This window comes from Mycobacterium conspicuum (genome assembly GCF_010730195.1).
In the GTDB taxonomy this organism is placed as follows: domain Bacteria; phylum Actinomycetota; class Actinomycetes; order Mycobacteriales; family Mycobacteriaceae; genus Mycobacterium; species Mycobacterium conspicuum.
This window is the reverse complement of sequence record NZ_AP022613.1, coordinates 5,921,748-5,946,011: the sequence shown is the minus strand read 5'-3', so window position 1 is coordinate 5,946,011 and position 24,264 is coordinate 5,921,748. Positions and strand designations below refer to the sequence as shown.

Here is a 24,264-nt window from a genome sequence, read left to right as displayed (position 1 = left end):
ATGACTCAAGCATCTACAGCCGCGTGGCAGTTCTTTCAGCAGATGCTCGCCGACGTCACCAAGATCGTGACCGAAGACGCCGAGTCGGAGCGCGAACTCCTCGAAGGGCTGCGCGTCATCGCCCGGGTGTCGTCGCTGTGCTCGCAGATGTCGGTCGAATCCGACCTCGCCCGGCCGGTGTTCTTCGACATGTGCTCCGAGAACCGGATGATCGGCGGCCCCAACCCGGACGGCAACTACTTCCTGGCCATGATCCGCGGCGATCGCCGCTACCGCATCGCCGGCACCCGCGGCGGCACCGCCTACCTCGGCTTTCAGGTCCTCGCCGGCACCGGGCTCACCCCGCGCCGGATGTCCAATTACGTCAGCGACGCCGACCTACGGCTCAGCGGTGACGACTTCGCCCTGGTGCTGTCGGCGCAGGACCCCGGCGACCTGAGCGGCGCGCAGTGGGTGCAGATCCCCGAGGACGCGTCGGCCGTCGTCGTCCGGGAATACATCGCTGACCGCGCCACCGAAAAGCTGGCCACGTTGCACATCGAGGCGCTCGACCCGGACCCGGTGGCGCCGCTGACCGACGACGACCTCGCCGAACAGTTCACCGCGATGGCGTGGTCACTGATGAAGCTGGTCACGCTGCACCGCACCATCAAGCCCGAGCTGCTCGACCGTCCCAATGTGTTGCTGACCGCCGAGGCCGCCGATCTGGGCGCGGCCGACACCACCCCGGACAACCTGTACATGATGGGCACCTTCCGCCTCGAACCCGGCGAGGCGCTGGTGCTCGACATCGAGCCGCCCGACACCCGGTACTGGAACGTCACGCTGGAGAACATCTGGCATGAGTGCCTGGAGCCGCGCCGGCGCCACAGCTCGGTCACCAACCGGGGGGTGCGCCCGGACGCCGACGGGCGGGTGCGCATCGCGATCTCCGATCAGGACGTCGGGTTCGGCCATTGGCTCGACACCGGCGGCCGGCATCGCGGATTCGTGGTGCTGCGCTGGCTGGACAACCCGGCTCCGCCCGACGTGAAGGTGTCGGTGCGCCGGCAGGAGGAAACGGCATGACGCCGCCGGATCGGTTCAATCCGGAACGGCTCATCGCCGCCGCCTGCGAGGAGGCGGGCAGCGACGACTTCGGCGCAGATGGCTGGCGGGACGGGCTAAACCGGCTCGCCGATGGGCTGGTCAACGAGGCGCGGCTGAACGCCATCGGGGTCGAAGTCGCCTACCTCGACGTCATGCGCGCGCTCAAAAACCGGCTCGGCGTGATCGCGTGGCGCAAGCAGCACCCCGAGATCGCCACCGAGCCGATCACCCAGCCGATCGTCATCATCGGCCAACCGCGCACCGGAACCACCATCCTCTACGACCTGCTCGCCCAGGATCCCGAGCTGCGTGCACCGCTGACCTGGGAAGTCGACGAACCGCTGCCGGTCCCGCAGCCCGAGACCTACCACGACGACCCACGCATCGCGCAGGTGCAGGCCACCATCGAAATGTCCGAACAGATCATTCCCGGGTTTCTGAAGTTCCACCCAATGGGCGCTCTGGTCGGACAGGAGTGCGTCCGGATCACAGCCAGCGAATTCACGTCCATGATCTTCCCGGTGCAGTACCGCCTGCCGAGCTACTCGCACTGGCTGCTGTACGACGCCGACTATGCCGGCGCCTACCGCTACCACCGAATGTTCCTGCAGCACTTGCAATCCGGTGTCCCCGGCCAGTGGCTGCTGAAATCGCCCGCGCACCTGTGGCAGTTGGACGCGCTGTTGGCCGAATACCCCGACGCCCTGATCGTGCAGGCGCACCGCGACCCGCTCAACGTCATCTCCTCGATCGCCGCGCTCACGCACCACCTGCGGCGCATGGCCAGCGATGAATCGAGCATTGCCGAGTGCGCGGCGCAGTCCTACGAGGAGATCGTCGTCGGCCTCGAGCGCGGCATGGCGTCGCGCGACAGCGGCGCCATTCCCCCCGACCGCATCGTCGACGTGCAGTTCACCGATTTCATGAGGGACCCGTTCGCCACGATCGGCGATATCTATCAGAAGCTGGGCCGCGAGCTGCGACCCGACACCGAGCAGAAGATGCGCGACTTCCTGGCCGCCCATCCTTCAGATGGCGGCGGCGCGCGCTACACCTGGTCAGACACCGGGCTGGACGCCGCCGAGGTGCGCGACCGGGTGCGCGCCTACCAGGACCGCTATGCGGTACCGACCGAACAGCTGCGTTAATTGGGTCACAATTAGGCATCGATTGTCTTTCAAATCACAGCACAAGCCAATTAGACTCCCGCCTTGTGACGACCGCGTCGAACGCTTGGGCCGACGAATGGGGAATGCTCTCGCGTCAGCGCGGAGACCAGTGTCTGGGCCGTCGGCAGGCGCGACGGCTGAGCCGGCGCTTCGCGCAAGTCGGCGTCGATACCGAGCCGCAGCGCCTGCAACAGCTGGTTGCGGGTGCGCCCGTGCCGGATCACGAAGTGACCGATGTGCATTTCGCGTTGATCGCGAGCCAGATCAAACGCGACGAGCGCACCGCGAAGTTCGAGCGCCTGCAACGCCGCGGCACCAGGTTCCTCATCTTCCTGGGGCTGGTCCTGGTGATGTTGAACTTCCTGTGCTGCATCGCCTATCTCCTCGTTAGCCTGACGCAGCAGGCATAAGCGGCGGCTCGGCTCTTTCGAGCCCTTTGGGGACGCTTTCGAGCCCTTTCGGGCCGTAGTCTGCCCAGTATGCGACCGCCGCATAGATCACCGGGCCCGCTGTCGGTCAGTGATTGGTTGGAGGCCGGCTACGCACTGATCGCCGAGGAGGGTGCGCGGGCGCTGAAGATCGAGCGGTTGTGCCAACAGGTCGGTGCGACCCGCGGAAGCTTCTACTGGCATTTCGAGGACATCGCCAGCTACCGCGAAGCCCTTGTCGCATCGTGGAACTCGTTTTTGGAAAAAGACCGTGATTCGCTGGCCGGGCTCGACGGATTGCCTCCGCGCGAGCGGCTGTCGAAGATGATGGACCTGCTGGTCAGTCCCGAGCATTGGATGCTCGAGCGCGCGATGCGCGAATGGGCGCGAACCGACGCAACGGCGGCCGCCAACGTCCGCGCCGCGGACCGTCGCGTATTGCGCGCGGTGGCAAAGGCATTCGAGGACCACGGGTGCAGTCAGGACGAGGCACGATTTCGCGCCGAGGCGACGTTCGCCGCCGGCATCGGCTTGCTGCACCTGGCCGGGTCCGCCGCGCAAACCGGGTCGACGGCGCAACGGGAACGGTTCGTCGATCTGATGCTCGCCAACCCGGGCTGAGGGCGGCCACTGCTTTTAGATCATCGCAAGCGGGGAGATCCCGGCGCCGATCGACAACGCTCCAGACAGCTCGCGGCTCAGGTCGTAATCAAAAACGACGTGGCCCGCGGCGATATCGACATCGCGTTTGGCCCGCTGCAGCGGGTTGCTCAGAAACTGGGCGCTGGCCCCGGACGCTTCCAGCAGATCGGCGATGACGGCCCGCGACTCGTGCACGATGTGCGCGGCCGCGGCCCGCGCGTCCGCGCGCACCGCGCGGGGCACCCGATCGCCGGCGGCGACAATCCGCTCGATGCCGGCCGCGGTGTCGTCGACGAGGGCGCTCAGGGCGCGCAGCCGCACCCGCGCGTCGCCGAGCCGGATCTGTGCAGCCGGTTGGTCTTTTTGCGCCACGCCGCTGTAGGCCAGCACCCGGTCTCGCACGCGTTCGCGGTACAGCTCGACCACCTTTTCCGCCGCACCCAGCACCGGCATCGCGGCCGTCAGTGCCAGCGCCGGAACCATCGGCCAGCGGTACGTGGCGGCGCCGTGGGCGATGGCGCCCGGGGCGGTCCCGCCGTAGATGTCGACCACGCTGACGACACGGCGCCACGGGACGAAAACGTCGGTGACGATCACGTCATGGGAGCCGGTGCCGCGCATGCCCGCTGTGTGCCAGACGTCGACGACCTCGGCCTGGTCCGCCGGCAACGCCACCAGCGCGGGATAGACGCCGCCCGCACCATCTTCGGTGATGGCGCCGACGATCACCCAGTCGGCGTCCATGATGCCGGTCGCCCACGACCACCGGCCGGTCAACCGGACACCCCCGTCGACCGCGACGGCGCGCCCGGTGGGCGCCAGCGGCGCCGGAGCCAGCACCGGTCCCGAAGCGAACACCTCCGCTTGGGCCTCGATGTCGAACAGCGAGAGCATCCAGTTGTGCAGGGTGTAGAAGCCGAGCGTCCACGCGCTGGATGCGCATCCGTGCGCCATCCGGCGGACCGGGTCGAGCAGCCGGGGGAACGGGGCTTGCCGGCCGCCGAATCTCTCCGGGAGCAGCAACGTCGCCAGCCCGCAGGCCTTGAAGTCTTTGATCGTTTCCGGCGGGAGTCTTCTCAACCGCTCGGCTTCATCGGCGCGGGCGGCCAACGCGGCGACGAACTCGGTGCTGACGTCTCCTTGTGCCGAGACCTCCTCGGGCGAAGACATTTCCGCACCCTAGCATACTTTTTAGTACGGACTGTGGCGCCCTTCGTGGGCGAGCGCGCACCCGTCAGCTAATGCGGTCGCGCGCCGGGAATTCGAGCACCGTGGTGCCACGCAGCACGCGCAGCTCGCGCACCATGGCGCCCTTGCCGTCTTCTCCCAGGACAGCGCGGTGCAGGCGGGATTGGTACGACGGATGGCGGCGCATGGCGGCCCTGAGTTCTTCCGCCCGTCGCTCGGCCGCGGCAAAGGCCGGATGTGACTGGAGGCGAATCACTGCTGCGTCAGGTGCACTGGCCATGCTCGCGAATACCTCTCAAAGAAAAGCCTCAAACCCCCTCAGCTACACCTCGTCGTGTGCTGCGCTTGCCGGGCAACTACCTACTTCCTCGAAGTACAGCTTGCCGGTCAAAGCTGAGCGATGTGCTTAAAACACCCAAGATGTTGCTGAGAGCCGCGGGACTGTTCCAGCTAGGAGCCATTTGTGGGCACGCGGCGACGCATTTGTCCCTTGGCGCGTCGGACTCGCTTGATCGGATCCCGGGTGGTGCCGTGGGCGATCTCGTCGCGCAGCTGGCCGATGTTCGACAGCTCCGCGTACAGGCCGCGGATCGAATAGTCCAGGACGGCGAACGAGAAACGCTGATCCGGATCGTCGACGATGCCGAGCTCGCGGGACCGCTGCCGTGACCACAGGGCTTCGTCCAGCCGAGCCCGAGTGGCTTCCAGATGCCGGTCCAAGGTGTCGACGATGTGTTCCGGATCCTCGCCCCGGGCCAGCCACGTCCGCAGGATGACCGGGTGCTTGATGACGACCTGGTCATGACCCGGGAAGTGTTGCACCCACCGGCGCAGGGCGTCGCGCCCGGCATCCGTCGTCTCGTAGAGGGTGATGGCGCGCTTTCCGGATTGCGCACCCATCTCGCGAACCATGCCCCGCGCCAACAGCCTGTTCAGTTCGCGCCGCACATGACTGACCGATGGCGACCAGTAGAAGTGCCCCACCGACAGTTCGGCGCGCGTCTTGATCTCACCGGCGGTGAGTTGCTCGTCATTCGCCGCCAGCACGCCCATCACGAGGTAGGCGGTTACCGGCAGGTCGCCGCTGGCGCGGATCGGGCTCACGACCGTGCGGTGAAGTACGGCAGGGTGAGATCGTCACCCACAGCATGGAATTGGACCTGCACGGGCAGGCCTACCGCCAGGGTCTCGGGCGCCACGCCCACGATGTTGGTCAGCATCTGATAACCCTCGCCCAACGTGACAATCGCTGGGGCATAAGGGGGTTCGAATTCGGCCGTTACCGGCCGGTGGACCACCGTCCAGCTGTAGATCTCGCCGAAGCCATCGCTGGTGCGCCAATCCAATTCGGCCGATAGGCACTGCCGGCAGTGCTCTGTCGGCGGAAAGTTCGACAGGCCGCACGCCACGCAACGTTGATAGCGCAGCTCCCCGGCTTGGCAAGCCTGCCAGAACGGGGCGCTGAGGTGACTACTGGCATGGGGCACGGGGCCGGTCTGCGGGCGCAACCTGATCATCTCCGTCATCGCGGTTCGTCTCCCAGGATCATCAAGGTGGTGAACAAGGCTCCCGCTCCCCCGTTGCTGCACAACGCAATATGGGCGTCGGGCACCTGCAGCGTGCCGGCGTCGCCGCGCAATTGCTGGACGGCGCGAATGGCGCGCTGCATCATTTGCGGATTCGAACCCGCGTGGCTGAAGGACATCGTTCCGCCGTCCGTGGTGACCGGGTGACTACCGTCGATGGCGATATGGCCGTCGGCAACAAAGGGTCCGCCTTCGCCCTCGCCGCAGAAACCGAATGCCTCCAGCTGCCGAATGATCTCGAACGAGAACGGATCGTAGAGCTCCAGCACGTCCACCTCGTCACGGCGCAGTCCCGCGTGAGCGAACGCCAGATCGGCGGCGCGGGCACCGACCACCCCGTTGACGTGATCGCCGCGCCGGCCGGCCAGGTCCCACGCGGGCGGGTGCTGATACGACGGGCCGTGAAAGTCCGCGCCGCTGCCCAATACGTAGATCGGCTGGCTAGCTCGCCCGACTTCGGCGTCGATCTTGTTCAGGTTGGCCACCACCAGCGCGCAGCCCCCTTCTGAGGTGGTCGCGCAGTCAAGGAGGTGAAAGGGCTCGGCGATCGGTCGTGACGCGGTGATGTCGTCGGGGGTGAACGGTCCGCGTTGATAGTAAACGGCTTCGGGGTTCTGTGAGCCGTTGTTCCGAATGGTGGCGGCGACCACCGAAAGTTGTTCGCGCGTCGTGCCGTAGACGTGCATGTGACGCCGGGCGATCAGCGCGAACTCGGCGGTGGTGAACATGCCCCAGGGCGCGACGAATTCGTTCTCGGGCCGGGTCCACGGGGCGGTAGCCTCGTGATCACGGTATTCGCCGGCCTGCGCCGCGACGAGCACCACCACGTCTGCCATGCCGTGCTCGATGGCGGTGGCCGCCTCGGTGATCATGCCGACCCCGAAGCCCAGCCCCTGCCACGCCGGGCCGATGCGCAGGTCGTAGATCAGGGTTGTGGACAGTGGGCCCGCGCTGATGCCGTCCACGTCGTCGAGGGTCAGACCGGCATCGGCAAGCGCGCCGTGAATTGCCTTGAGCGCCAGGCTGCGCGACGTTTCGCCGTCAAGGCGGCGGCCCTGCCGGGTGTTGTGGACCCCGACGATAGCGGCCCTGCGATTCGTCACCGGCGACTCCGTTCTAGTTTTCATCCGCGACCACCCCGAGATAGGTGCCCATGACGTCGTATGGCCGTCCGTCGCGGACAATGCGGCCGATCGTTTTGGTCCGCGGCTCCGTGCGGGCCCCGGGATCCACGATGTCGATTCGCACGTCCACGGGCCGCGCCGTTTGCGGGTCGGTGATCTCGACGACCATCGCGACCGCCCGTTCGCGCTCATCCCACTCGACGCCGGTGATCCGGTGTCGCGCAGTCAGTTCCATCACCAGCGAGTCCTCCCGGACCAGGAAGCGGACCGGCGCGCAGAGCTCGCCCGGCCGGGGCGGCACGCACAGCGTGACGGCCACGTCACAGCCCCGCCGGACGCACACTGGTGACCCCCGCTTCGCGCAACCGCGCCAGGTCCTGCTCGCCGTGCCCCAGCACGCCCATCAGCACCTCGTCGGTGTGCTGTCCGTACAGCGGCGGCACTCGGCGCAGCCAGCGCCTGCGCTTCCCGACGAACTCAAACGGCATCCCGGTACACAGAAATGCCCCCACGACCGGATGGTCGACCGTCTCCCAGAAGCCCCGCGCGAGCAGATGCGGGTCGCTCAGCAGTGCTGCGGGCCCCGTCACGGGCGCGGCGGCCACACCGCAGGAACGAAGCGCCGCAACGGCTTCCGAGACCGTGCGCCCGCTGGCCCAGGCTGCCAGTTGCTTGTCGACGTCGTCGGCGCGTTCCCGCCACCCGGCCTCGTCGGGTGCCAGGTCGGGTTGGCCGATGAGCCCCGCCACGGCGGCGCGGCCGGCGTCGTCCAGCGCGGCGAGTGCGATCCACTCGTCGTCGCCGCGGCAGCGGTAGACCCCCTGGGGGCTCGCGCCCGGTCCGCGGTTTCCCTGCCGCCGCATCTCGATTCCGTTGCGCGAGTGCTCCACCAGCATTTCGGCGGCGACATTGAGCGCCGACTCCACCATCGTCGATTCGACGTGCAGGCCGGTCCCGGTCCGGTCGCGAATCGCCAGGGCCGCGATGGCGGCGAAGACGGCGTGCAGACCCGCAATCGGGTCGCACACCCCGCGCGGGATCACCGGAGGTCCGTCGGCGTGCCCGGTCATCCATGCCATGCCGGTGGCCTGCTCCATCGTCTGGGCGAAGCCGACGCGGTCGCGCCAGGGGCCGTCGAGGCCAAAGGCCGGCATCCGGACCATGATGGCGCGCGGGTTGGCCGCCGCCACGGCCTCCCACTCCAGGCCGAAGTTTTCCATCACGCGCGGCGAGAAGTTCTCGATGACGAGATCGGTCGCCGCGATGAGCTCCAGCGCGACGGCCCGCCCGGCGGCGGTGCTGAGCTCGAGGCTGACGCTGCGCTTGTTGTTGTTGCTGCACAGGAAAACTGGTCCGGTTTCCCACCACTGATCCCAGTCGGGGGGACGGCCCGCGGAGAACCTCATGCCGTCGGGCCGGCGCACGCCCTCGAGTTTGATCACGTCGGCGCCGAGGGTCCCGAGCAGTTGGGTGGCGACGGGCCCGGCCCAAAAGGCGGTGAGGTCGGTAACCCGGACGTCGGCCAACGGGAGCGCGTCGGCAAGGGTTGGCCGCCGGTGCCGTCGGGGCCAGTGAACGCGGCCGTTGTCCGCGCCCAGCGACGGCGGCCCCGCTCCGGGCGTCCTCGTCGCGATCGCGTCGCTGCGGTACGGCACCCGCGGCGCAATGACGCCCGGCTGCGATTCGACGAACACCCCGCGCTGCACGAAGTGGTCGACGGTCAGCAGCGTGGCGGGGGTGGCGATGGGGGCCACCGGGATCCGGAACGCCACCGCGAGATCGACGATCTCGTCGGTGGTGCGGGCCAAGGTCCATTCGGTGACCATGCCGACGAACTCGTCGCGGCGCTCGATCCGGCCGGCGAACGACGCCAGTTCGGCGTCGTCGACCAAATCGGCCCGATCGATCATCACCAGGAAATCCTGGAACTGCTGGGCGGTGATGGTGCAGAAGCCGACCAGCCCGTCGGCCGTGGGGACGATCGATGGCAGCTCCAGGCTGCGTTGCTGGATAAGGGAATCCGGGCCCAGCACGCTGGCGGACATGGCCGGCAGGCCGCCCATCGCGATCACCATTGACTCATGGATTGAGACGTCGACGATCTCGCCGCCGCCACCCAGCGCGGCGTGCCTGGCGGTCGCTGCGGCGACCGCGGCGGCATACGTGCCCGCCAGCCACTCGCCGAGACGTCCACCCGCCTGGACCGGTTCGTCGTCCGGCCAACCGCGACCGGCGGTCGAACCGCACAGGGCCTGCAGGATGAATTCGTTGGCGGCGACGCGGTCGTCGACGTAGGGACCCGTCAGCCCGAATGGCGTCACCGTCACGACCACCGCCGACCGGCCCGTGTGCGCCGTGATATCCGCCAGCGTCCAACCGTCGGTCAGGTCGGTGAGCACGACATCGGCGCCGGCCAGGAGCGGCGTCACCGCCGCCTTTTCCCGATAGGTCACCGACTTCTTGCCCGCCGCCAGATAGCCGAACAGGGCGCCGGCCGGCCCACCCGCGTTCCAATTCCGCATCGAGTCGCCTTGGGGTGACTCGAGTTTCACCACCTCGGCGCCCGCGTCTGCGAACATCTTGGCGCAGTACGACACCGCGATGCCGTTCGACAATTCGAGCACCCGCCAGTCGGCGAACGGTGCCTGGGCGTGGTCCGCCACGCTCAGTTGCCCAAAGTGGTCGCGCGTTGCGCGATTCCGGTGGCCTCCACCGTCGCCGGTGTCGCCGCGGCCTGCGCCTGCAGGGCGAATTGCGTCATCCGGGTCCACGCATCGCGGTCACGCTGGCTGGCCCGGCGGCCCACGTGGGTGACCACGTCGACGTCGGTGGCCTGGGCACGTAGCTGCCCGGCGCGGGCGTGCTCTTTCGGGATGTATCTGAACGGATCGAAAGAGTATGCGGCCATTGCGTTTTCGTGCGTGATCTTGTTGATGACCGCGTCGTCGAGATGGCCCATGGTTTCGATGACGTCCTCCGGCGCGAACGGCCAATTGCTGTCCGAGTGCGGGAAGTCGGACTCCCAGCACAGCATGTCCTCGTTGAACCAGTCCATGTTGCGCACGCCCACTTTGTCGCTGATGAAGCAGGTGTAAAAGTGTCGCTTGAACACGTCGGCGGGCCCGCTGTAGCCCGGCGGGAATTTTGCCAGCGTCCAGCCCGAGTGCCGGTTGTAGACGTGCTCGGCGCGCCACAGGAAATACGGGATCCAGCCGACATCGCCCTCGGTGAGCGAGAACTTCAGTTGCGGGAAATCGGCCCAGAATTCGGCCCAGATCAGCTCGGTGAAGGTGAACATGCTCATCATCGACGACGCCGTCATCTGCACACTGGGTGGGGCGTCGGTCGACACCTGCGGAGACCGCGACGCCGAGCCGACATGTGTGCACAGCACCGTCGTGTTCTCGCACACGGCCTCGAACAACGGATACCAGTACTTGGTATGAATGCTGGGCATTTGCAATGCTTCTGGATTTTCGGAGAAAGTCACCGCGTGACATCCCTTGTCCGCCAGGCGTTTTACTTCCTTGGCGGCTTCGTTCACGTCATACAGCGGCAGGATCCCGCACGGAATGAAGCGGCCCGGGTATGCGGCGCACCATTCATCGATGTGCCAGTCGTTGTAGGCCTTGATCATCACCAGGTTGACGTCGCGGTCGGGGCCTTGATTGAGGACCTGGCCCGAGAAGCCGGTGAAGTTGGGGAAGTTCAAACCCGCCAGCTGGCCGCCGGCGTTCATGTCGCGGATCCGCTCGTCGACGTTGAAGCAACCCGGGCGCATCTCGTCGTAGCGGGAGGCGTCGATGTTGTACATCTCGCGCGGCTTGCCCGCGACGGCGTTCAGACCCATGTTCCGGCCGCGGATCTCGCCGTAGTACCACTGCTGGACGCCGTCCGGTTCCATCACCACCCGAGGGGCCAGGTCCTTGTACTTCGGGGGGACGTGCGCGTCGAACATGTCCGCGGGCTCGGCGATGTGGTCGTCCACGCTGATCAGGATCAGATCGTCCTTTTGCATACTGACTATTAGATAATGGTGTCAATCACAGAGTCAACGGATTCTGGCGCGTACTGCCCAGCGCAGGCGGGCCACGTGCGGTAATTTTTCATGGACTATTAGTCCCTATATTGCGTAGGCCTACCCCCAAGACAGGTAGAACTACGCACGCGGCGGCGCCCGCCGGTCGGCGACGCTCAGGGAATGAAATTGCAGACCGCCTTTCCCAGCGCCGCCGAACTGGCCGACCGCACCCCGCCCGAGCGTGACCGGGCCATCGACGTCATCCGGATCGTCTCCTTGATCGGGGTGGTGGTCGGGCACACGGTGATGGCCATCAGCATCATCCGTGGCGGCGTGCTGATTTGGGACAACCTGCTCACCACCTCACCGGTGTTTCAGGCCCTGACGTGGATTTTCCAGATCATGCCGCTGTTCTTCTTCGCCGGTGTGGCGGCGTGCGAGGCGTCGTGGCGACCGGGCACCAACTGGGGCGGCTGGCTGCTGAAGCGCTGCAGCCGGCTGTTTCGTCCGGTGTTCTACTACTTCGCGTTCTGGGCGGTCGCGCTGACCCTGCTGTCCGCGGTGCTGCCCCGGCACGTCTACGAGCCGATAGCCGGTGTCAGCATTCAGTTGCTGTGGTTTTTGGGTGCCTATGTGCTGGTGCTGGCCGCGATGCCGCTGCTGTACCGGATCACCACCACCGCCCGGCTGGCCGCGGGCGTGGCCGCGGTGTACGGGGCCATCGCCATCATCGATGTGGTCAGGCTGCACTGGTCCGCCGCGTCCTCGCTTGGTTATCTCAACCTCGCGGTCTGGCTGATCCCGGGCATGTTCGGCATCGCCTACCGGCGCGGGCTGCTCACCGGCCGCGCCGCGCTGGGCACGGCGCTGACGCTGCTGGCCGTCGACATCGCGCTGATCCATTGGGGCCCTTACGAATTGAGCATGGTCGGGACCGGCGACCACCGCCTGTCCAACACCAGCCCGCCGTCGCTGCTGCTGGCCGGGCACGCGATCGTCCTGAGCGCCTTGGCAATCCTGGCCGCGCCGGCGATCGCCCGGTGGGCGCAGCGGCCACGGGTGTGGTGGCTGGCCGCGATCGGCAACTCCGGCGCAATGACCCTCTACCTCTGGCACATGCCCGTGCTGCTGGGCGCGCATTTGCTCTTCGACGGTCTGGGTCACCCCCGCTACCCCGGGCAGCCGCACTTCGTCCTGATCAGCGTCGCGCAACTGCTGCTCGTAATCGCCGGGGTGGCCGTGCTTTTCCTCACGTTGCGACCCCTGGAGAACAACCCGTTGTCCGGTTGGGACGGGGCACCCCCGGTCACCTCGGCCCAGCGCGGCGCGGCGGTCGGGGCGCTGCTGTGTGTGGCGGGGGTCGCGACCCTGGCCGCGATCAGGTGGGGGCTCAAAGACGACGGGCTGATCTGCGTGGCGACCATGGTGACCGCACTCGTGGCGGCACGGGCGGTGGCCGAAGTTCGGATCAGCCGCCCGCCGGCGGGATGTTCTGATTGATCCGGAACACGTTGCCCGGATCGTACTGCGCCTTGATTTCGCTGAGCCGTTGGCAATTCGGGCCGTAGGTGGCGCGGATGCGGTCCTGGCCCTCGTCCATCATGAAGTTCACGTAGGCCCCGCCGGCCGAATGCCGATGGGTCGCGTCCCAATAATCCACCGCCCACCGCTTCAACACCTCGGCGTTGGCCGGGTCCGGGTCGACGCCGGCGATCACCTGGGAGAAGTTCACGTCCCGGTAGGCGAACGCGGTGTCGGTTTGCCCGACGCGGTGCACCGCCCCGTCGATCGGATACAGGTGCATCGTGGAGTGCATCGTCGGCAGCTCCTCGGCGAAGCGCGCGTGCGCGTCCACCGCGGCGTCGGACACCGTCCGGAAAAAGTCGCCGCGCCAATACCATTGCAACCCTTTGGGATACAGGTCATCGAAGGTGGACTGCAGCGCGGGATACGGAGCCGGCCCGAGGCCGTCGAAGGCCGGCTCCATCTGCCGCACCGGCGCGAAGGCCTCATCGGCCCGCGCGGGATCACCCGAATAGCACCACACCACCGCGCACGCCTTCTGCAGATGGAAGGCCTCGGGGAACGGCGCCACCGGCGGGACGGTCATGGTCGCGAAGAACCCGTAGAGATCCTCGTCCTGCGCGGGCAGGAAGTCCCGGTACCAGCTCAGGATGTCGGCGGTGGCCGACGCCGGCCATGCGGTGGGGCCGCAGATCACGGTGTGCACCGGGTGCAGACGGAAGGTGAACGCCGTCACCACCCCGAAGTTTCCGCCTCCGCCCCGCAGCGCCCAGAACAGGTCGGGGTGTTGGGATTCGGACGCGGTCACCACCCGCCCGTCGGCCAGCACGACCTCGGCCTCGAGCAGGTTGTCGATGGTCAGGCCGTGCTTGCGGGACAGGTAGCCGTGGCCGCCGCCGAGGGTGAGGCCGCCGACCCCGGTGGATGCGATGATGCCGGCCGGTGTCGCCAAACCGTAAGCGTGGGTTGCGCTGTCGACCTGGCCCCAGGTTGCGCCGCCCTGGACGCGGGCGGTGCGTCGGTCGCGGTCCACGTCGATGCGATTCATCGGCGACAGGTCGATGACGAGGCCGCCCTCGACGGAACCGAAGCCCGGACCGTTGTGACCGCCGCCGCGGATCGCGACCAAAAGCTTCGCCCCCCGGGCAAACTCCAGCGCGCCCGCGACATCGGACGCCGAACGGCAACGCACAATCACCGCGGGCCGCTTGTCGATCATGGCGTTGTGCAGCGCCCGCGCGTCGTCGTAGCCCGGGTCGGCGGGCAGGATCACCTCGCCGCCCAGCCGGGCGCGGATGTCGTCGGTCGCGGTTGTGAGGCTCATCGGCAGAACCTTCTCCTTGCTTTGCAGGGGCTGATACCGCGACGCTACGAGGCCAGCAGGTGATGCGTCATGACCACAACGGGGCATTTGCGGGCCGCTCCCTGTTTAGTCAGATCTGACTATTCTCCACCCGGCATCGGCGCGGCTACCTTATGAGCATGGCTCAGGCCATCAAGTGGGTGCCACCGCCGCTTCCGGCCGAACTGATCGCGCGTCGCCGCGGCCCGCTGGTGGGCCGCGCCACCGAGCTCGCGGCGTTCGAGCGGGCGTGGGAGCGGGTCGAAAGCAGCAACCGCCAGGCGGTGTTCATCGGCGGTGAGCCCGGGGCCGGCAAGACGCGTCTGGCCGCCGAGGTCGCCGCGACGCTGGCCGAGCACGATGTCGCGGTGCTGGTGGGCAGCTCAACGGCCGACGCCGACGTCCCGTACGCACCGTTCGCCGAGGCGCTGGATCGGCTGCTGGTGGCCAGCCCCGCGGGCTCGATGGCCGACCTATTGGCGGACGCGGGTCCCCAGCTGCGCCGGCTCACCACCCAGGTGGATCGGCACCTGCCGGACGCCGGCGCGGTAGCGGACGACGGCGGCACCGCCCGCCGCGCGCTTTTCGACGCGCTCACCGGCTTTCTGAGGCGCCTGGCCGCCGACCGCCCCATCGCGTTGATCCTCGACGACCTGCATTGGGCGCAGCTGCCCACCCTCGCGATGCTCGAACAGGTGCTCATCGGCTGCGCCGACGTCCGACTGCTGCTGGTGGCGACATTCCGCACCACCGAACCCGACCGCTCCGACGAGCTCATCACCCGGCTGGCCGAGCTGCACCGGTTCGACGGCGTACGCCGGCTGGATCTCGGCGGCTTGGACACCGAGGCGATCGCCGAATTCGTCAGTCAAACACAACAATTGGCGCCGTCGTCGGCACGTACGGCGGCGGCCCTGCTGCGCGACAGGACCGGCGGCAATCCGTTCTTCGTCACCGAACTGTGCAACGACCTCGAACTCCGCGGCGGCCCAGCCGGATTGGCCGCATTGAGCTCGCAACAGACCGTTCCGGCGTCGATTGGTGATGCGATTGCCCGACGGCTCAGCGGACTGGGCCTCAGCGTCCGCAAGGTTATCGAGCAGGCGGCGGTGCTGGGCGAGACCTTTGATCTGCCCGCGCTCATCGCATCCAGCGAGACTGATCTCACCTCGACGCTGGCCGCCGTCGATGCGGCCGAGGGGCTCGGGCTGATTCGGCCGGTCGACGACTCCGACGGCGAGTTCTCGTTCGTGCACGCACTCACCCGCGAGGCCGTGGTCGCCGGGATGGCGGCGTCCGCGCAGCGGATCATGCACGCCCGGGCGGCCGAGGCGCTCGAGGGACGCGCGGACCCGACGTTGGTTCCCCGACTGGCGAACCACTACCTGCGGGCGCATGTGCTCGGCTACCACGAGCAGGCACTGCGGTACGCGCGTGAGGCGGCCCGGATGGCCGAGCAGAGCGTGGCCTACGAAGACGCGGCCAAATGGTTCGAACGGGCCGCGTCGCTCCCCGAGCTGAGCCCGGAGGATCGGGCCCGAATGAACCTTGGTGCGGCGGCAAACCATGTGCGCGCCGGTGACTTTCCCCGCGCGCTGGCAATCTATGAGCGCGTCAGCGCGATGGACGACCCGCTGGTCCGATTGGAGGCCGCCGTCGGCTATGAGGACGCGAACTGGCGCTACCGGCGGGCCGATTCGAAGGCGGCCGATCTGCTGGCATCGGCGCTGGAATCGTGCGGATTGCAGACGGACGACCCTCGCTACCTGCAGGCGCTCGGCAGCTTCGGGCGGGCGCTGGCGTTCGGCGGTGAGGTCGTGCGGGCCCGTGAAATCAGCGACCGCGCCATCGAGCGCGCGCGAATCGCGGGCGACCCGGCGGTCCTGCTGCACACCCTGACAACGAGTTTGTGGCAAGGCCTCACCCCGGAATTGTGCGAAATCCAACTCGAGCGTTCGGCCGAGGTTTCGCGCACGGCGCTGGCGAACCGCAACTACGAGGCGTTGGGTGCATCTTCGCATTTCCGTGCCATGGCAAGCTATCTGGCCGGCCGGCCGGACGACTTGGCCACGTCGACCGTCGACATGCGGCGCGCCGCTCAAGCCTGCGGTCAACCCGTCTTCGGGTTCGTCGGCGCATGCGTGGAGCAGGCGCTGACGTATCTGCGCGGCGATTTCGCCGGGGCCGAACGGTGGGCCGACATCGCTTTGCGCACAGGCAATTTGTTCGATGCCGAGGACACCGAGGGCTCGCACGGGGTCCAGATGTTCATGATCAACCGCGAAACCGGCGGCTTGAAAAGCTACGGCGGGTTTGTCGACGGCAGCGAGACATTCGCGGGCCGCTGGGTGCCCGGCTTACTCGCGCTGTATACCGAGCTCGACTGCGAACGCGGCATGACCCGAGCGCTCAATCAGTTGCTCAACCGCAACCTTTCCGACCGGACCAACGAGGCGCAGTGGCCGATGGAGCTGGTTTTCATGGTCGAGGCGGCGTTGGCGCTCGGCAACCGCGAAGCGCTGCACGCGCTGCGGCCCTACATTGCCCAGTACGCCGGCAAGAACCTGGTGGCCGGCCAGTTCGTCGCCCTGTTCGGCAGCGGTGATCGATACCTCGCCCGGATCGCGGCGTGCGGCGGTGATACCGGTTCGGCTGAGCGGCATTTCGACGCGGCGTTGGAAATGGACCGGCGGATGGGCTCGGTGGTGCATATCACCGAGACGCTGGCCCGCCAAGCGTTGTTCGCGGCGTCCCGCGGTCGCACGGACGACGCGCGTCGCCTGGCCGATGAGGCCAGCGCAATGGCCACCTCGATCGGACAGGTCCGGGTGCTCGACCTGGTGAATCCTTTGCTCACCACGGGATCGGAGGGCCCGGACGGCCTGACGGACCGCGAAGTCGAGGTGCTGCGGCTGCTGGCCGCCGGGCTGAGCAACCGCGCGATCGGTGAACGACTCTTCATCAGCACCAACACGGCGGCCAACCATGTGCGCAGCATTCTGCTCAAGACCGGAGCCGCGAACCGAACCCAGGCGGCGATGTACGCCGCGGATCACGACCTACTCACATAGGGCTCAAATCTCGGACAGGGTGCCGTCCGGCATGACGCGCTGATTCACCTCGACGATGACGTCGGCCGGAAGCCCGGCGCGTGCCGCCGCGGTCCTGATCGCCTCGGGCGAGGGTGCCTCGTAGAGGCAGTACGTCTTTCGTTTGTCCGCCGACAAAAACGAATACAACCACCGAACCCCCGCCTCGGCGTTGATCCGGTTGATGCCATCGGCGCTGTCGAGGGTGGGTTCCAGTTCCTCGGCGAAGGCGCGCTCCACCATGAATATCGGCATCGTGGACTCCTGTTTCGCTCGGGTATCAGCTTCGGCTAGATTTCGTACGCCACACTGCCATTCGATCGATCAGCCGATCGCGCAGCACGAGCGTATGAAAAAGGACCGCGCACACGTGGGCGGTGAACGCCAGGAAAAGCATGTATGCGAAAACGCTGTGGCACTCCCGAAGTATCCCGTAAACGTCAAAATTGTGCGGGGCGATCCCGGGCAGACGAAACGGACCCACCATGGCGATCGGGAATCTGGCGGCCGACAGCATGGCCCAGCCCACCACGGGCTGCACGAGCAGCAGGGCGTAGAGCAGGTATTCCGACCAGGAGGCGATACGGCGCTCGGTGCGGCCCATCGTCGCCAGGAACGGCGGCAGCTTGTGGGTGAGCCGATTGCCCAGGCGTATCACGGCAAAAATCAGGATCAAAATCCCCAACGGGCGGTGGATCGCCAGCAGCAGCGGATAGTAGGACAGCGAGGCGATCATGGTCGCGCCGATGAACAACTGCACGATGACCATGGGCGCCATCAACCAGTGCAAGATCCGCGAGGGCAGCGCGAAACGCGTTGGTGCGGTGCCGGTTTCGTCCGTCATGAGCGCACCTGACCGACCACCCGGCCAACACTGACCTCGCTGGGTGACTTGGATTCGGTGGCGCGGCGGGTGAAGGAACGCGCATACACGGCGGATCTCGCCGCGGGAAGGGGATCATCGGAGGCGGTGATGCCGTCCGGCAACACCAGCGGGTCGAAATTGATGTCGCGCGCGTTGCCGGGCCCCTCGGTCTGCACCGCGGAAATCGTGATCGTGCCGGCGTCGACGGTGCGGCGCGACGTCGGCCAGGGTTTGGTGGCGTCGTGGGTGGGATCGCCCGGCTCCCCGATGGTGATGACCAGCCGCCAACTCACCGGTCGCTGCGCAACGGTGCGAATCAGCTCATCGAACAGGTAGTCCTTGCCGCCCGGCGGGGCCGGCGGGGCCGGCGGACCCTCGTGCGGAACCGCGGACCAGCGCACCGGAACAGTCGCGCCGGCGCTGTTGGTGAAGTAGAAGGCATTCAGCCCGTGAAACGTGCTGTCCGCGAAGCCCGCGCTGGGCGGTGATTGCTTGATGATTTTCATTGCCGCGGCGGTCTCGGGGTGCCGGTCGAGGAACGCCGCCATCTTCGCCGGGTCGGGCTTGCCCGTACCGGGTAGCGGCTTGGACGCCAGCAGCCGTTCGTAGAAGCCCTGCGGGGTGGCGTCGGTGAAAACCGGAATGTTGATCATTGCCGTGCGCCACTGCTGGCCGTTCGCCTCGAGCAGCAGCCCCAATCCCCGGACCGTGTCGGGTTTGTCGGCCTGATCCGGCAGCCCCCCGCCCAGCGAGAACCGCCCGACCACCGCGACGCTTCCGGGTTGGAAGACGGCTGCCCGGCAGATGGCCGCGGCCGCCCCGGTACTCGCGAAGGTCCCGGTGGCGCTCAAACCTTTGGCATGGTTGCGCCGGAAACCGTCGTGGCGGCCATAGACGTTCTCGAACCGATCGGCGAACCGCGACGGGGTCAGCGCATCGGGCCGCAGCCAGCCCCTGGCATAGGCAAATCCGCCCACGTCCACCGCGGCTATCCCGGCTATCCCGGCTAGGGCGCCCATTCCCGCCAACGCACCGCGGCGGCTCAGCGCGGAACGCCCCGATGGCTCGCCGGGCTCGCCTTCACCAGACTCGTCGTGCTGCTCGTCGGGCTCCATGCCGACCATCCTTCCCGACTACGCAGTGCCAGAACGCCGCTCGTACCACGACGCACGACGTGAATTCGTTCACTCGGTGGCGAGCTTGCGATGTTCGATCAGGTCGCGCACACCACCCGCGCCAAGGCGCTCGCGGAAGACCGGCGCGGTGTAGCCGACGACGGTCGAGTCGGTGCGGGCACGCGCGGTGGCCGAACGCGGCATGTGGAACAGCACGCCTATTTCGCCGAAGTAGTCCCCGGGCCCGGCGACTTTGATCAATTCCTCACCGCCGTCGGCCAATTCATGCACCAGTTCGAACTCGCCCTTGGACACGACGTAGATCAGTTCGCCCATCGTGCTCTGTTCGAACAGCACCTCGCCGGCCTTCACCTCCAGCGTCTCCGGCGGCTTGGTCGTCTCGATGAAATCGGGTCTGAGTTCGACGACCCGGTCGGCCATCGGCAACATCCGGGCGTCGTGCGTGGCGACCACCACAATGCGATCGCCGTCGGCGAGTTCGCGGATCAGCCGCAACACCTCTTCGACCTGGATGAAGTCGAGGTGCGCGGTCGGCTCGTCGGCGAGGATGAGCGGCGGGTCCAGCGCGATCGCGCGCGCGACCGCGACGCGTTGCTGTTGCCCGCCGCTCAGGTCGCCCGGGCGGTGTTTCATTCGCTCCTGCAGGTTGACCCGGGTGAGCAATTCCTCGGCGCGCTGGCGCGCGGCGCGGCGCGACATCCCGGCCTCGCGCATCGGAACCATGACGTTCTCCAGCGCGGTGAGGCTGGGCACCAGGTTGAACGCCTGGAAGACGATGCCCACCTTGTCGCGTCGGTAATTCGCCAGCGCGGCGCCGTCGAGCGAGGTGACGTCGACGTCGTCGTACTTGATCGTCCCGGACGTGGGTCGCAGGATGCCGCCGAGGCAGGACAGCAGCGTGGTCTTTCCGCAGCCGCTGGGCCCGAGCAGGATCAGCAGCGATCCCGCCGTCACATCCAGGTTCAACCCGTTGATCGGTCGCAGCGCGTAGCCGCCGCTCGAGTACTCGACCACCAGGTCCTGGATGCTCAGATCGCCCATCGCTCAAGGGCCTCCGAAGGCCAGCGCCGGATCCACGGCGACCACCCGCCTCAGCCCGGCCAGGCTGGCCAGCAGACCGATCGCGACCGCTACGGCCGGCAGGAGTACATAGGCACTGCCGGGCATCGCGACGATCATCGGAAACAGCGGCGCCAGGAACTGCGCAAGGATGACGCCCAGCAGAGCCGCGAGCAACGCGACGATCAACGCCTGCAGGGCCAGCCCCGCCATGATCGAGCGCGACCGCGTGCCAATGGCTTTGAACACCGCGAAGTCGCGCACCCGCTCGAGGGCGGAGAGATAGACCACCGACCCGACGATCAGCGCCGCCACCACCCACAGCAGGATGGCCACGATCGAGATCGACGTCACCGCAACCTTCAACGGACGCACCAAATCCCGGACGGCGCCCGCCCGGTCGTAGGCCTGGTAGCCGCCCGGCAGCTGCCGCGGCTTGCCCACCACCCCGATCGACGTGACCAAGGGCTGCCCGTTGTAGGCGACCTGCTGCAGGCCCTGGGTCGTCAGGAAGATGTTCGGAATCTTAGCCAGCGCAGTCGAATTGGGCACGATGCCGACGACGCGCAACACGTGGACGCCGACCTGCAGGGTGTCACCGAGGCGCCGGCCCAGTGTGCTCGACGCCGCGACCTCGTCCGGCCTCGACGGCGCCCTGCCCTCCGAGACCCGCGGCATGCCCGGTCCGCGCTCGGGCGCGCCGAACGCCGTGACGTTTCGCGTCGACGAGCCCTCCCGCATGATCGTGCCGACGCAGCCCAACGGGGCGGCGGCCACGACGCCGGGCGAACCGGCGATCCTCGCCAGGTCGACGTCGGGAAATGGGGTCGACCCCAAAAAGGGTCCGGCCGCGCCGTCCTTGACGACGAAGGTGTCGACGCCCATCGAATCGACGGTGTTGCGGGCTTCCACGCCAAAGCCGTTCGCGAGCCCGGTCATCACGAGCGTCATGCCGAAAATCAGCGCCGTGCTGACGATCGCGATGGCCAGCCGCCGCTTTCGCCATTGCATGTCTCGCAGGGCCGCGAAGAGCATTCACCGAACGTACCAACTGCCCTTGTTCGAGGGCAGGGGTTGTCAGCTAGGCCAGAACCTGCCGGATGCGTTCTTCGCGAGGCAGCACCGGGCCGTCGTCGAGTGGTTCGTCGATGCGCAACTCGGTCAGCCCGACCTTGGTCAGCATGGAGGTGCCGTAGGCGGCGAGGACGAGTTTCTGGTCGTCGCTGTGGCCGTCGTCGACCAGCATCGCGCCGATCAGGCAGATGACGGCCATCTTGTAGGCGGCCAGCGCGCGGTACCAGGGCCGGTGTGTGATGGTGATCCCGCTGGTGGCCTGGTAGTGCGCGAGCAGGGCGTCGATGCCCAGCGCTGCGGGATGGCTGTTGATGCCGACGGGCTGCATCCAAAGGATTTCGAGCCAACCGATGTCGGTCAACGGATCGCCGACGGTGGTCATCTCCCAATCGAATACCGCGCTGACCTCACCATCGACGAAGGCGAAATTGCCCGGTTTGGCGTCGCCGTGCACCAGGGTCACCGTCGGGCAGGGCGCGGGCCGAGCTTCACACAGCACCCGATGAAGGCGCTCGAGGGCGGGCAGCGAATCGCGCTTGACGCGGTTCATCTCCGCGGCCCAATGGCCGAGTTCACGCTCGAGGTGGTCGCGCCCGTCGTCGAGTGTGTCGAGGCCGGTCTGGTTGAGGTCGACGGCGTGGATCGCCGCGATTTGTTCGGCCAGGCTTTGGCACATCCGCGCCACGGTCTGGTCGACTTGGGCACCGGAGCCGGCGGGCGGCTCCATTTCGTAGACGTCGCCGTCGGCGCGCTCCATGACGAAGAAGGGCCGCCCGAGGACGTCGCCGCTGTCCTCGAGCCACAACGCCCGCGGAACCCGAACGGCGGTGCCTTCCAGCGCGCGCAGGATCTTGAATTGCCGGGCGAGGTCGTAGGGTTCAAGCAGCGCAGGCGGTTTGGGCCGCAGCCGCAAAACCACCTCCCGGCGGGTGTCCGCGCCGGTCGCGGTTCTCACGATGCTGAACATCATCATCTCGGCCGAATGCCCGAAGTTCACCCGGTCCAGGCCCTCGACCCGGACATCGTCGGCGTCGCCCAATTGGGAGCGCAGCCAAACGGTCAGGCGCTCGAGGGCGTTGCCGTGCAGCGTCATTGCCGGGCTTTCGGCTTGTCCTGTTTGAACGCCGACATGTCCATCGCCGCCCAATTCGGGTATCGACGGTAACCCTGCCCGCCCATCAAAAACTCGAAGATGCCCCAACCGGTTTGGCCGTCGAGCTGGAAGCGCATCAGCTGATCGAGCGCCATCGATTTGCCTTCGGTCTCGCTGAGTTGCCCGGGATTAGTGCTGTCCCAAAGGAAGTGGAGGAAGTATTCCCCGCCGCCCAGGTCCTCGTAGGAGCAGTGCGCCATCGGCAGCCCGTAGTAGGCATTGACGTCCTGGTGCGGCGCGTCGGCGGTGACGCGGTAGCTCTCGCCGTCTTCGTCGGTGAAGACCAACCTCGCGCGGGCCGGCCGCTTGGTGTCGCCGTCGAATTCGACGTCGTGCTCGATCTTGACGAAGCGCTTCGACAGGGTGCCGTCTTGGTGCGTGATCCCGCCGTCGACGTAATGAACTGTGCCGTCGTGTGATTCGATGATCCACGCCTCGATGGCGCGGTCTTCGAAGCCCGCGTCCAGCCACAGCCAGAAGTCGATCTTGTCGGCAACGCGCACCCCGACGGTGCGGTCCCGGCCGCCGTGGAATCCGTCGACGCTGATGCGCTCACCGTCGATCTGCACCCAACCGCTCCACCGGCCGGGCTCCTTCATGTGATACATATCGGCCAGTTCCTGGCCGTCCTTGTCGCGCACCTGCATCGGCAGCAGCTCCCACATCGGCGCGGTGGGTTCGTAGTGCAGCTCCCATTCGATTCCGGACCCATTGGGCTCGACGTCAAGTCGCCACTTCTTCAGCGGCTCGACGCAGGTCCAGCGCATCGGTCCGGCACGCAGATCACCGCGGTCATCACCGGTCACCGGCCGGCCCGCCAACAGATCCCAATGTCGGCCGTCGGCGAGGCTGACCTTGACATAGCCCAGGCCGCTTGCCGTGTTCGGGTTGTTGCCGTAGCCGGCGGCCAGCAGCATCGTGCCGTCCGGCGACGCAGCGAAGAAGTAGCAGCGATCCGACCACGTCGGATCGGGATTGTGCACCCGGTCGAAAGTCGTCGGGAGCTGGTGGGTGAACGACTCATCGGCGGCGGAATAGCCCATCTAATTCACCTGTCCTGCAAAGGAATTCGTGTTGAAATAGCAATTCATGCCGTAACATCGACGCCATGGAACCGAGCCGGCGGTGGGGCGACGACCGCGCGATCCTCGACGACGAGGAGGCCCGCCGCCGCATCCTGGACGCCGCGGGCCGCTGCATCGTGCGTCGCGGCAACACCCAGTTCCGGATGGGCGAAGTGTCCGACGAGGCCGGGGTGTCGCGGTCGACGGTGTACCGGTACTTCCCCGGCCGCGACGATGTCCTACTGGGCCTGATGTTGACGCGCATCGACCACGCCCTCGGTGAGCTGGTGCGCTCGCTGCCCGCGCCCGACGACCCGGTTCGCTCGGTGCCCGAGATGGTCCTGGCCCGCGTCGAGTCGGTGAACGGCAATCCGCTGAACGAGGCGCTGTTCGCCGCCGAGAGCACGGCCGTGGCCGCGGCCCTGGAGAAGGGTTCGGCTCCCATTGTGGAGTTGCTGCTGCGCCACTACGGACCGCTGCTGGATCGGTGGAAGCTGACCGGCCGCCTCTACGACGATCTCGATCCCGCCTCGGTCGTGCAGTGGCTGCACACGACCACCTTGTTCTTGCTGGCGCCGTCGTGGCGGCACCGCACGGCCGCCGACAAACGCGAATTCGTCGAGCAATTCGTGGTGCGCGCCCTGGTGCCACAGATCAGACAATAATCTGATACTGTCTGATGTCCAGACATTTGTGTCTTTTTGTCTGACG

The 24,264-nt window shown here is 67.2% G+C and carries 23 protein-coding genes; 7 read left to right on the top strand and 16 right to left on the bottom strand.

The window, feature by feature from the left end; all coding sequences use genetic code 11:
• From G6N66_RS27400 to G6N66_RS27385, 4 genes are all read left to right on the top strand, one after another.
• Positions 1-1,068 carry a DUF1214 domain-containing protein gene (locus tag G6N66_RS27400; protein WP_085233983.1) on the top strand — a complete coding sequence of 356 codons (1,068 nt, stop codon included), beginning with the start codon at positions 1-3 and terminating at the stop codon, positions 1,066-1,068.
• Positions 1,065-2,237: a sulfotransferase family protein gene (locus tag G6N66_RS27395; protein ID WP_085233982.1), complete on the top strand. Its 1,173-nt coding sequence runs from the start codon at positions 1,065-1,067 to the stop codon at positions 2,235-2,237. The genes G6N66_RS27400 and G6N66_RS27395 overlap by 4 nt, the downstream gene beginning before the upstream one ends.
• 65 nt (positions 2,238-2,302) lie before the next feature.
• Entirely contained in the window at positions 2,303-2,668 is a 366-nt protein-coding gene (locus G6N66_RS27390) for a hypothetical protein (protein WP_232079431.1), read from the top strand.
• A gap of 69 nt (positions 2,669-2,737) precedes the next feature.
• Entirely contained in the window at positions 2,738-3,307 is a 570-nt protein-coding gene (locus G6N66_RS27385) for a TetR/AcrR family transcriptional regulator (RefSeq protein WP_085233981.1), read from the top strand.
• Positions 3,308-3,322: 15 nt separating this feature from the next.
• Here G6N66_RS27385 and G6N66_RS27380 read toward each other — a convergent pair whose 3' ends face one another.
• The 8 genes from G6N66_RS27380 to G6N66_RS27345 all read right to left on the bottom strand — a co-directional run bounded on the left by G6N66_RS27380 (position 3,323) and on the right by G6N66_RS27345 (position 11,244).
• Complete coding sequence (locus G6N66_RS27380; RefSeq protein WP_085233980.1) at positions 3,323-4,498, bottom strand: acyl-CoA dehydrogenase family protein; 1,176 nt, start codon at positions 4,496-4,498, stop codon at positions 3,323-3,325.
• Between the two features lie 64 nt (positions 4,499-4,562).
• Complete coding sequence (locus G6N66_RS27375; protein ID WP_139825299.1) at positions 4,563-4,796, bottom strand: hypothetical protein; 234 nt, start codon at positions 4,794-4,796, stop codon at positions 4,563-4,565.
• Positions 4,797-4,966: 170 nt separating this feature from the next.
• Positions 4,967-5,620 carry a PadR family transcriptional regulator gene (locus tag G6N66_RS27370; RefSeq protein WP_085233978.1) on the bottom strand — a complete coding sequence of 218 codons (654 nt, stop codon included), beginning with the start codon at positions 5,618-5,620 and terminating at the stop codon, positions 4,967-4,969.
• Positions 5,617-6,033 (bottom strand): Zn-ribbon domain-containing OB-fold protein, encoded by a 417-nt coding sequence (locus G6N66_RS27365; protein ID WP_139825312.1) that lies wholly within the window; start codon positions 6,031-6,033, stop codon positions 5,617-5,619. The genes G6N66_RS27370 and G6N66_RS27365 overlap by 4 nt, the downstream gene beginning before the upstream one ends.
• A 5-nt stretch (positions 6,034-6,038) precedes the next feature.
• Positions 6,039-7,229: a thiolase family protein gene (locus G6N66_RS27360; RefSeq protein WP_085233976.1), complete on the bottom strand. Its 1,191-nt coding sequence runs from the start codon at positions 7,227-7,229 to the stop codon at positions 6,039-6,041.
• Entirely contained in the window at positions 7,219-7,545 is a 327-nt protein-coding gene (locus tag G6N66_RS27355; protein ID WP_085233975.1) for a hypothetical protein, read from the bottom strand. The genes G6N66_RS27360 and G6N66_RS27355 overlap by 11 nt, the downstream gene beginning before the upstream one ends.
• Before the next feature lies 1 nt (position 7,546).
• Positions 7,547-9,889, bottom strand: coding sequence for a CaiB/BaiF CoA-transferase family protein (locus tag G6N66_RS27350; RefSeq protein ID WP_232079430.1), 2,343 nt, complete (start codon positions 9,887-9,889; stop codon positions 7,547-7,549).
• A 2-nt stretch (positions 9,890-9,891) separates the two neighbouring features.
• The gene (locus G6N66_RS27345; RefSeq protein ID WP_085233974.1) at positions 9,892-11,244 is read right to left on the bottom strand and encodes an amidohydrolase family protein; all 1,353 of its coding nucleotides are present in this window, start codon (positions 11,242-11,244) and stop codon (positions 9,892-9,894) included.
• A 183-nt stretch (positions 11,245-11,427) separates the two neighbouring features.
• On the opposite strand from G6N66_RS27345, the gene G6N66_RS27340 reads away from it, so the two are divergent.
• The gene (locus G6N66_RS27340) at positions 11,428-12,747 is read left to right on the top strand and encodes an acyltransferase family protein (RefSeq protein ID WP_085233973.1); all 1,320 of its coding nucleotides are present in this window, start codon (positions 11,428-11,430) and stop codon (positions 12,745-12,747) included.
• Here the strand turns inward: G6N66_RS27340 and G6N66_RS27335 are convergent.
• Positions 12,716-14,095, bottom strand: coding sequence for an FAD-binding oxidoreductase (locus G6N66_RS27335; RefSeq protein WP_085233972.1), 1,380 nt, complete (start codon positions 14,093-14,095; stop codon positions 12,716-12,718). The genes G6N66_RS27340 and G6N66_RS27335 overlap by 32 nt on opposite strands.
• 158 nt (positions 14,096-14,253) lie before the next feature.
• Between G6N66_RS27335 and G6N66_RS30190 the strand changes: the two genes are divergently transcribed.
• Positions 14,254-17,184, top strand: coding sequence for a helix-turn-helix transcriptional regulator (locus G6N66_RS30190; RefSeq protein WP_163645930.1), 2,931 nt, complete (start codon positions 14,254-14,256; stop codon positions 17,182-17,184).
• A gap of 3 nt (positions 17,185-17,187) precedes the next feature.
• Here G6N66_RS30190 and G6N66_RS27325 read toward each other — a convergent pair whose 3' ends face one another.
• The 7 genes from G6N66_RS27325 to G6N66_RS27295 all read right to left on the bottom strand — a co-directional run bounded on the left by G6N66_RS27325 (position 17,188) and on the right by G6N66_RS27295 (position 23,532).
• Positions 17,188-17,457 carry a DUF4242 domain-containing protein gene (locus tag G6N66_RS27325; RefSeq protein WP_085233970.1) on the bottom strand — a complete coding sequence of 90 codons (270 nt, stop codon included), beginning with the start codon at positions 17,455-17,457 and terminating at the stop codon, positions 17,188-17,190.
• 25 nt (positions 17,458-17,482) lie between these two features.
• Positions 17,483-18,046, bottom strand: coding sequence for a cytochrome b (locus G6N66_RS27320; RefSeq protein ID WP_085233969.1), 564 nt, complete (start codon positions 18,044-18,046; stop codon positions 17,483-17,485).
• Positions 18,043-19,182, bottom strand: coding sequence for a catalase family peroxidase (locus tag G6N66_RS27315; RefSeq protein ID WP_179968325.1), 1,140 nt, complete (start codon positions 19,180-19,182; stop codon positions 18,043-18,045). Before G6N66_RS27315 ends, G6N66_RS27320 begins: the two co-directional genes overlap by 4 nt.
• 69 nt (positions 19,183-19,251) lie before the next feature.
• Entirely contained in the window at positions 19,252-20,244 is a 993-nt protein-coding gene (locus G6N66_RS27310) for an ATP-binding cassette domain-containing protein (RefSeq protein ID WP_085233968.1), read from the bottom strand.
• 3 nt (positions 20,245-20,247) lie between these two features.
• On the bottom strand, positions 20,248-21,297 hold the full coding sequence (locus G6N66_RS27305) for an ABC transporter permease (protein ID WP_085233967.1): 1,050 nt from the start codon (positions 21,295-21,297) through the stop codon (positions 20,248-20,250).
• A gap of 46 nt (positions 21,298-21,343) precedes the next feature.
• A complete protein-coding gene (locus tag G6N66_RS27300) occupies positions 21,344-22,429 on the bottom strand; it encodes a phosphotransferase family protein (protein ID WP_085233966.1) in 1,086 nt (361 codons plus the stop codon).
• Entirely contained in the window at positions 22,426-23,532 is a 1,107-nt protein-coding gene (locus G6N66_RS27295) for a DUF7064 domain-containing protein (protein WP_085233965.1), read from the bottom strand. Before G6N66_RS27295 ends, G6N66_RS27300 begins: the two co-directional genes overlap by 4 nt.
• 65 nt (positions 23,533-23,597) lie before the next feature.
• Between G6N66_RS27295 and G6N66_RS27290 the strand changes: the two genes are divergently transcribed.
• Positions 23,598-24,218: a TetR/AcrR family transcriptional regulator gene (locus G6N66_RS27290; protein ID WP_085233964.1), complete on the top strand. Its 621-nt coding sequence runs from the start codon at positions 23,598-23,600 to the stop codon at positions 24,216-24,218.
• Positions 24,219-24,264: the final 46 nt, after the last annotated feature.

Coding starts and splice junctions, on each gene's coding strand:
- G6N66_RS27400 (WP_085233983.1), top strand. CDS start 1: ATGACTCAAGCATCTACAGCCGCGTGGCAGTTCTTTCAGCAGATGCTC.
- G6N66_RS27395 (WP_085233982.1), top strand. CDS start 1,065: ATGACGCCGCCGGATCGGTTCAATCCGGAACGGCTCATCGCCGCCGCC.
- G6N66_RS27385 (WP_085233981.1), top strand. CDS start 2,738: ATGCGACCGCCGCATAGATCACCGGGCCCGCTGTCGGTCAGTGATTGG.
- G6N66_RS27380 (WP_085233980.1), bottom strand. CDS start 4,498: ATGTCTTCGCCCGAGGAGGTCTCGGCACAAGGAGACGTCAGCACCGAG.
- G6N66_RS27375 (WP_139825299.1), bottom strand. CDS start 4,796: ATGGCCAGTGCACCTGACGCAGCAGTGATTCGCCTCCAGTCACATCCG.
- G6N66_RS27365 (WP_139825312.1), bottom strand. CDS start 6,033: ATGATCAGGTTGCGCCCGCAGACCGGCCCCGTGCCCCATGCCAGTAGT.
- G6N66_RS27360 (WP_085233976.1), bottom strand. CDS start 7,229: ATGAAAACTAGAACGGAGTCGCCGGTGACGAATCGCAGGGCCGCTATC.
- G6N66_RS27345 (WP_085233974.1), bottom strand. CDS start 11,244: ATGCAAAAGGACGATCTGATCCTGATCAGCGTGGACGACCACATCGCC.
- G6N66_RS27340 (WP_085233973.1), top strand. CDS start 11,428: ATGAAATTGCAGACCGCCTTTCCCAGCGCCGCCGAACTGGCCGACCGC.
- G6N66_RS27335 (WP_085233972.1), bottom strand. CDS start 14,095: ATGAGCCTCACAACCGCGACCGACGACATCCGCGCCCGGCTGGGCGGC.
- G6N66_RS30190 (WP_163645930.1), top strand. CDS start 14,254: ATGGCTCAGGCCATCAAGTGGGTGCCACCGCCGCTTCCGGCCGAACTG.
- G6N66_RS27325 (WP_085233970.1), bottom strand. CDS start 17,457: ATGCCGATATTCATGGTGGAGCGCGCCTTCGCCGAGGAACTGGAACCC.
- G6N66_RS27320 (WP_085233969.1), bottom strand. CDS start 18,046: ATGACGGACGAAACCGGCACCGCACCAACGCGTTTCGCGCTGCCCTCG.
- G6N66_RS27315 (WP_179968325.1), bottom strand. CDS start 19,182: ATGGAGCCCGACGAGCAGCACGACGAGTCTGGTGAAGGCGAGCCCGGC.
- G6N66_RS27310 (WP_085233968.1), bottom strand. CDS start 20,244: ATGGGCGATCTGAGCATCCAGGACCTGGTGGTCGAGTACTCGAGCGGC.
- G6N66_RS27305 (WP_085233967.1), bottom strand. CDS start 21,297: ATGCTCTTCGCGGCCCTGCGAGACATGCAATGGCGAAAGCGGCGGCTG.
- G6N66_RS27300 (WP_085233966.1), bottom strand. CDS start 22,429: ATGACGCTGCACGGCAACGCCCTCGAGCGCCTGACCGTTTGGCTGCGC.
- G6N66_RS27295 (WP_085233965.1), bottom strand. CDS start 23,532: ATGGGCTATTCCGCCGCCGATGAGTCGTTCACCCACCAGCTCCCGACG.
- G6N66_RS27290 (WP_085233964.1), top strand. CDS start 23,598: ATGGAACCGAGCCGGCGGTGGGGCGACGACCGCGCGATCCTCGACGAC.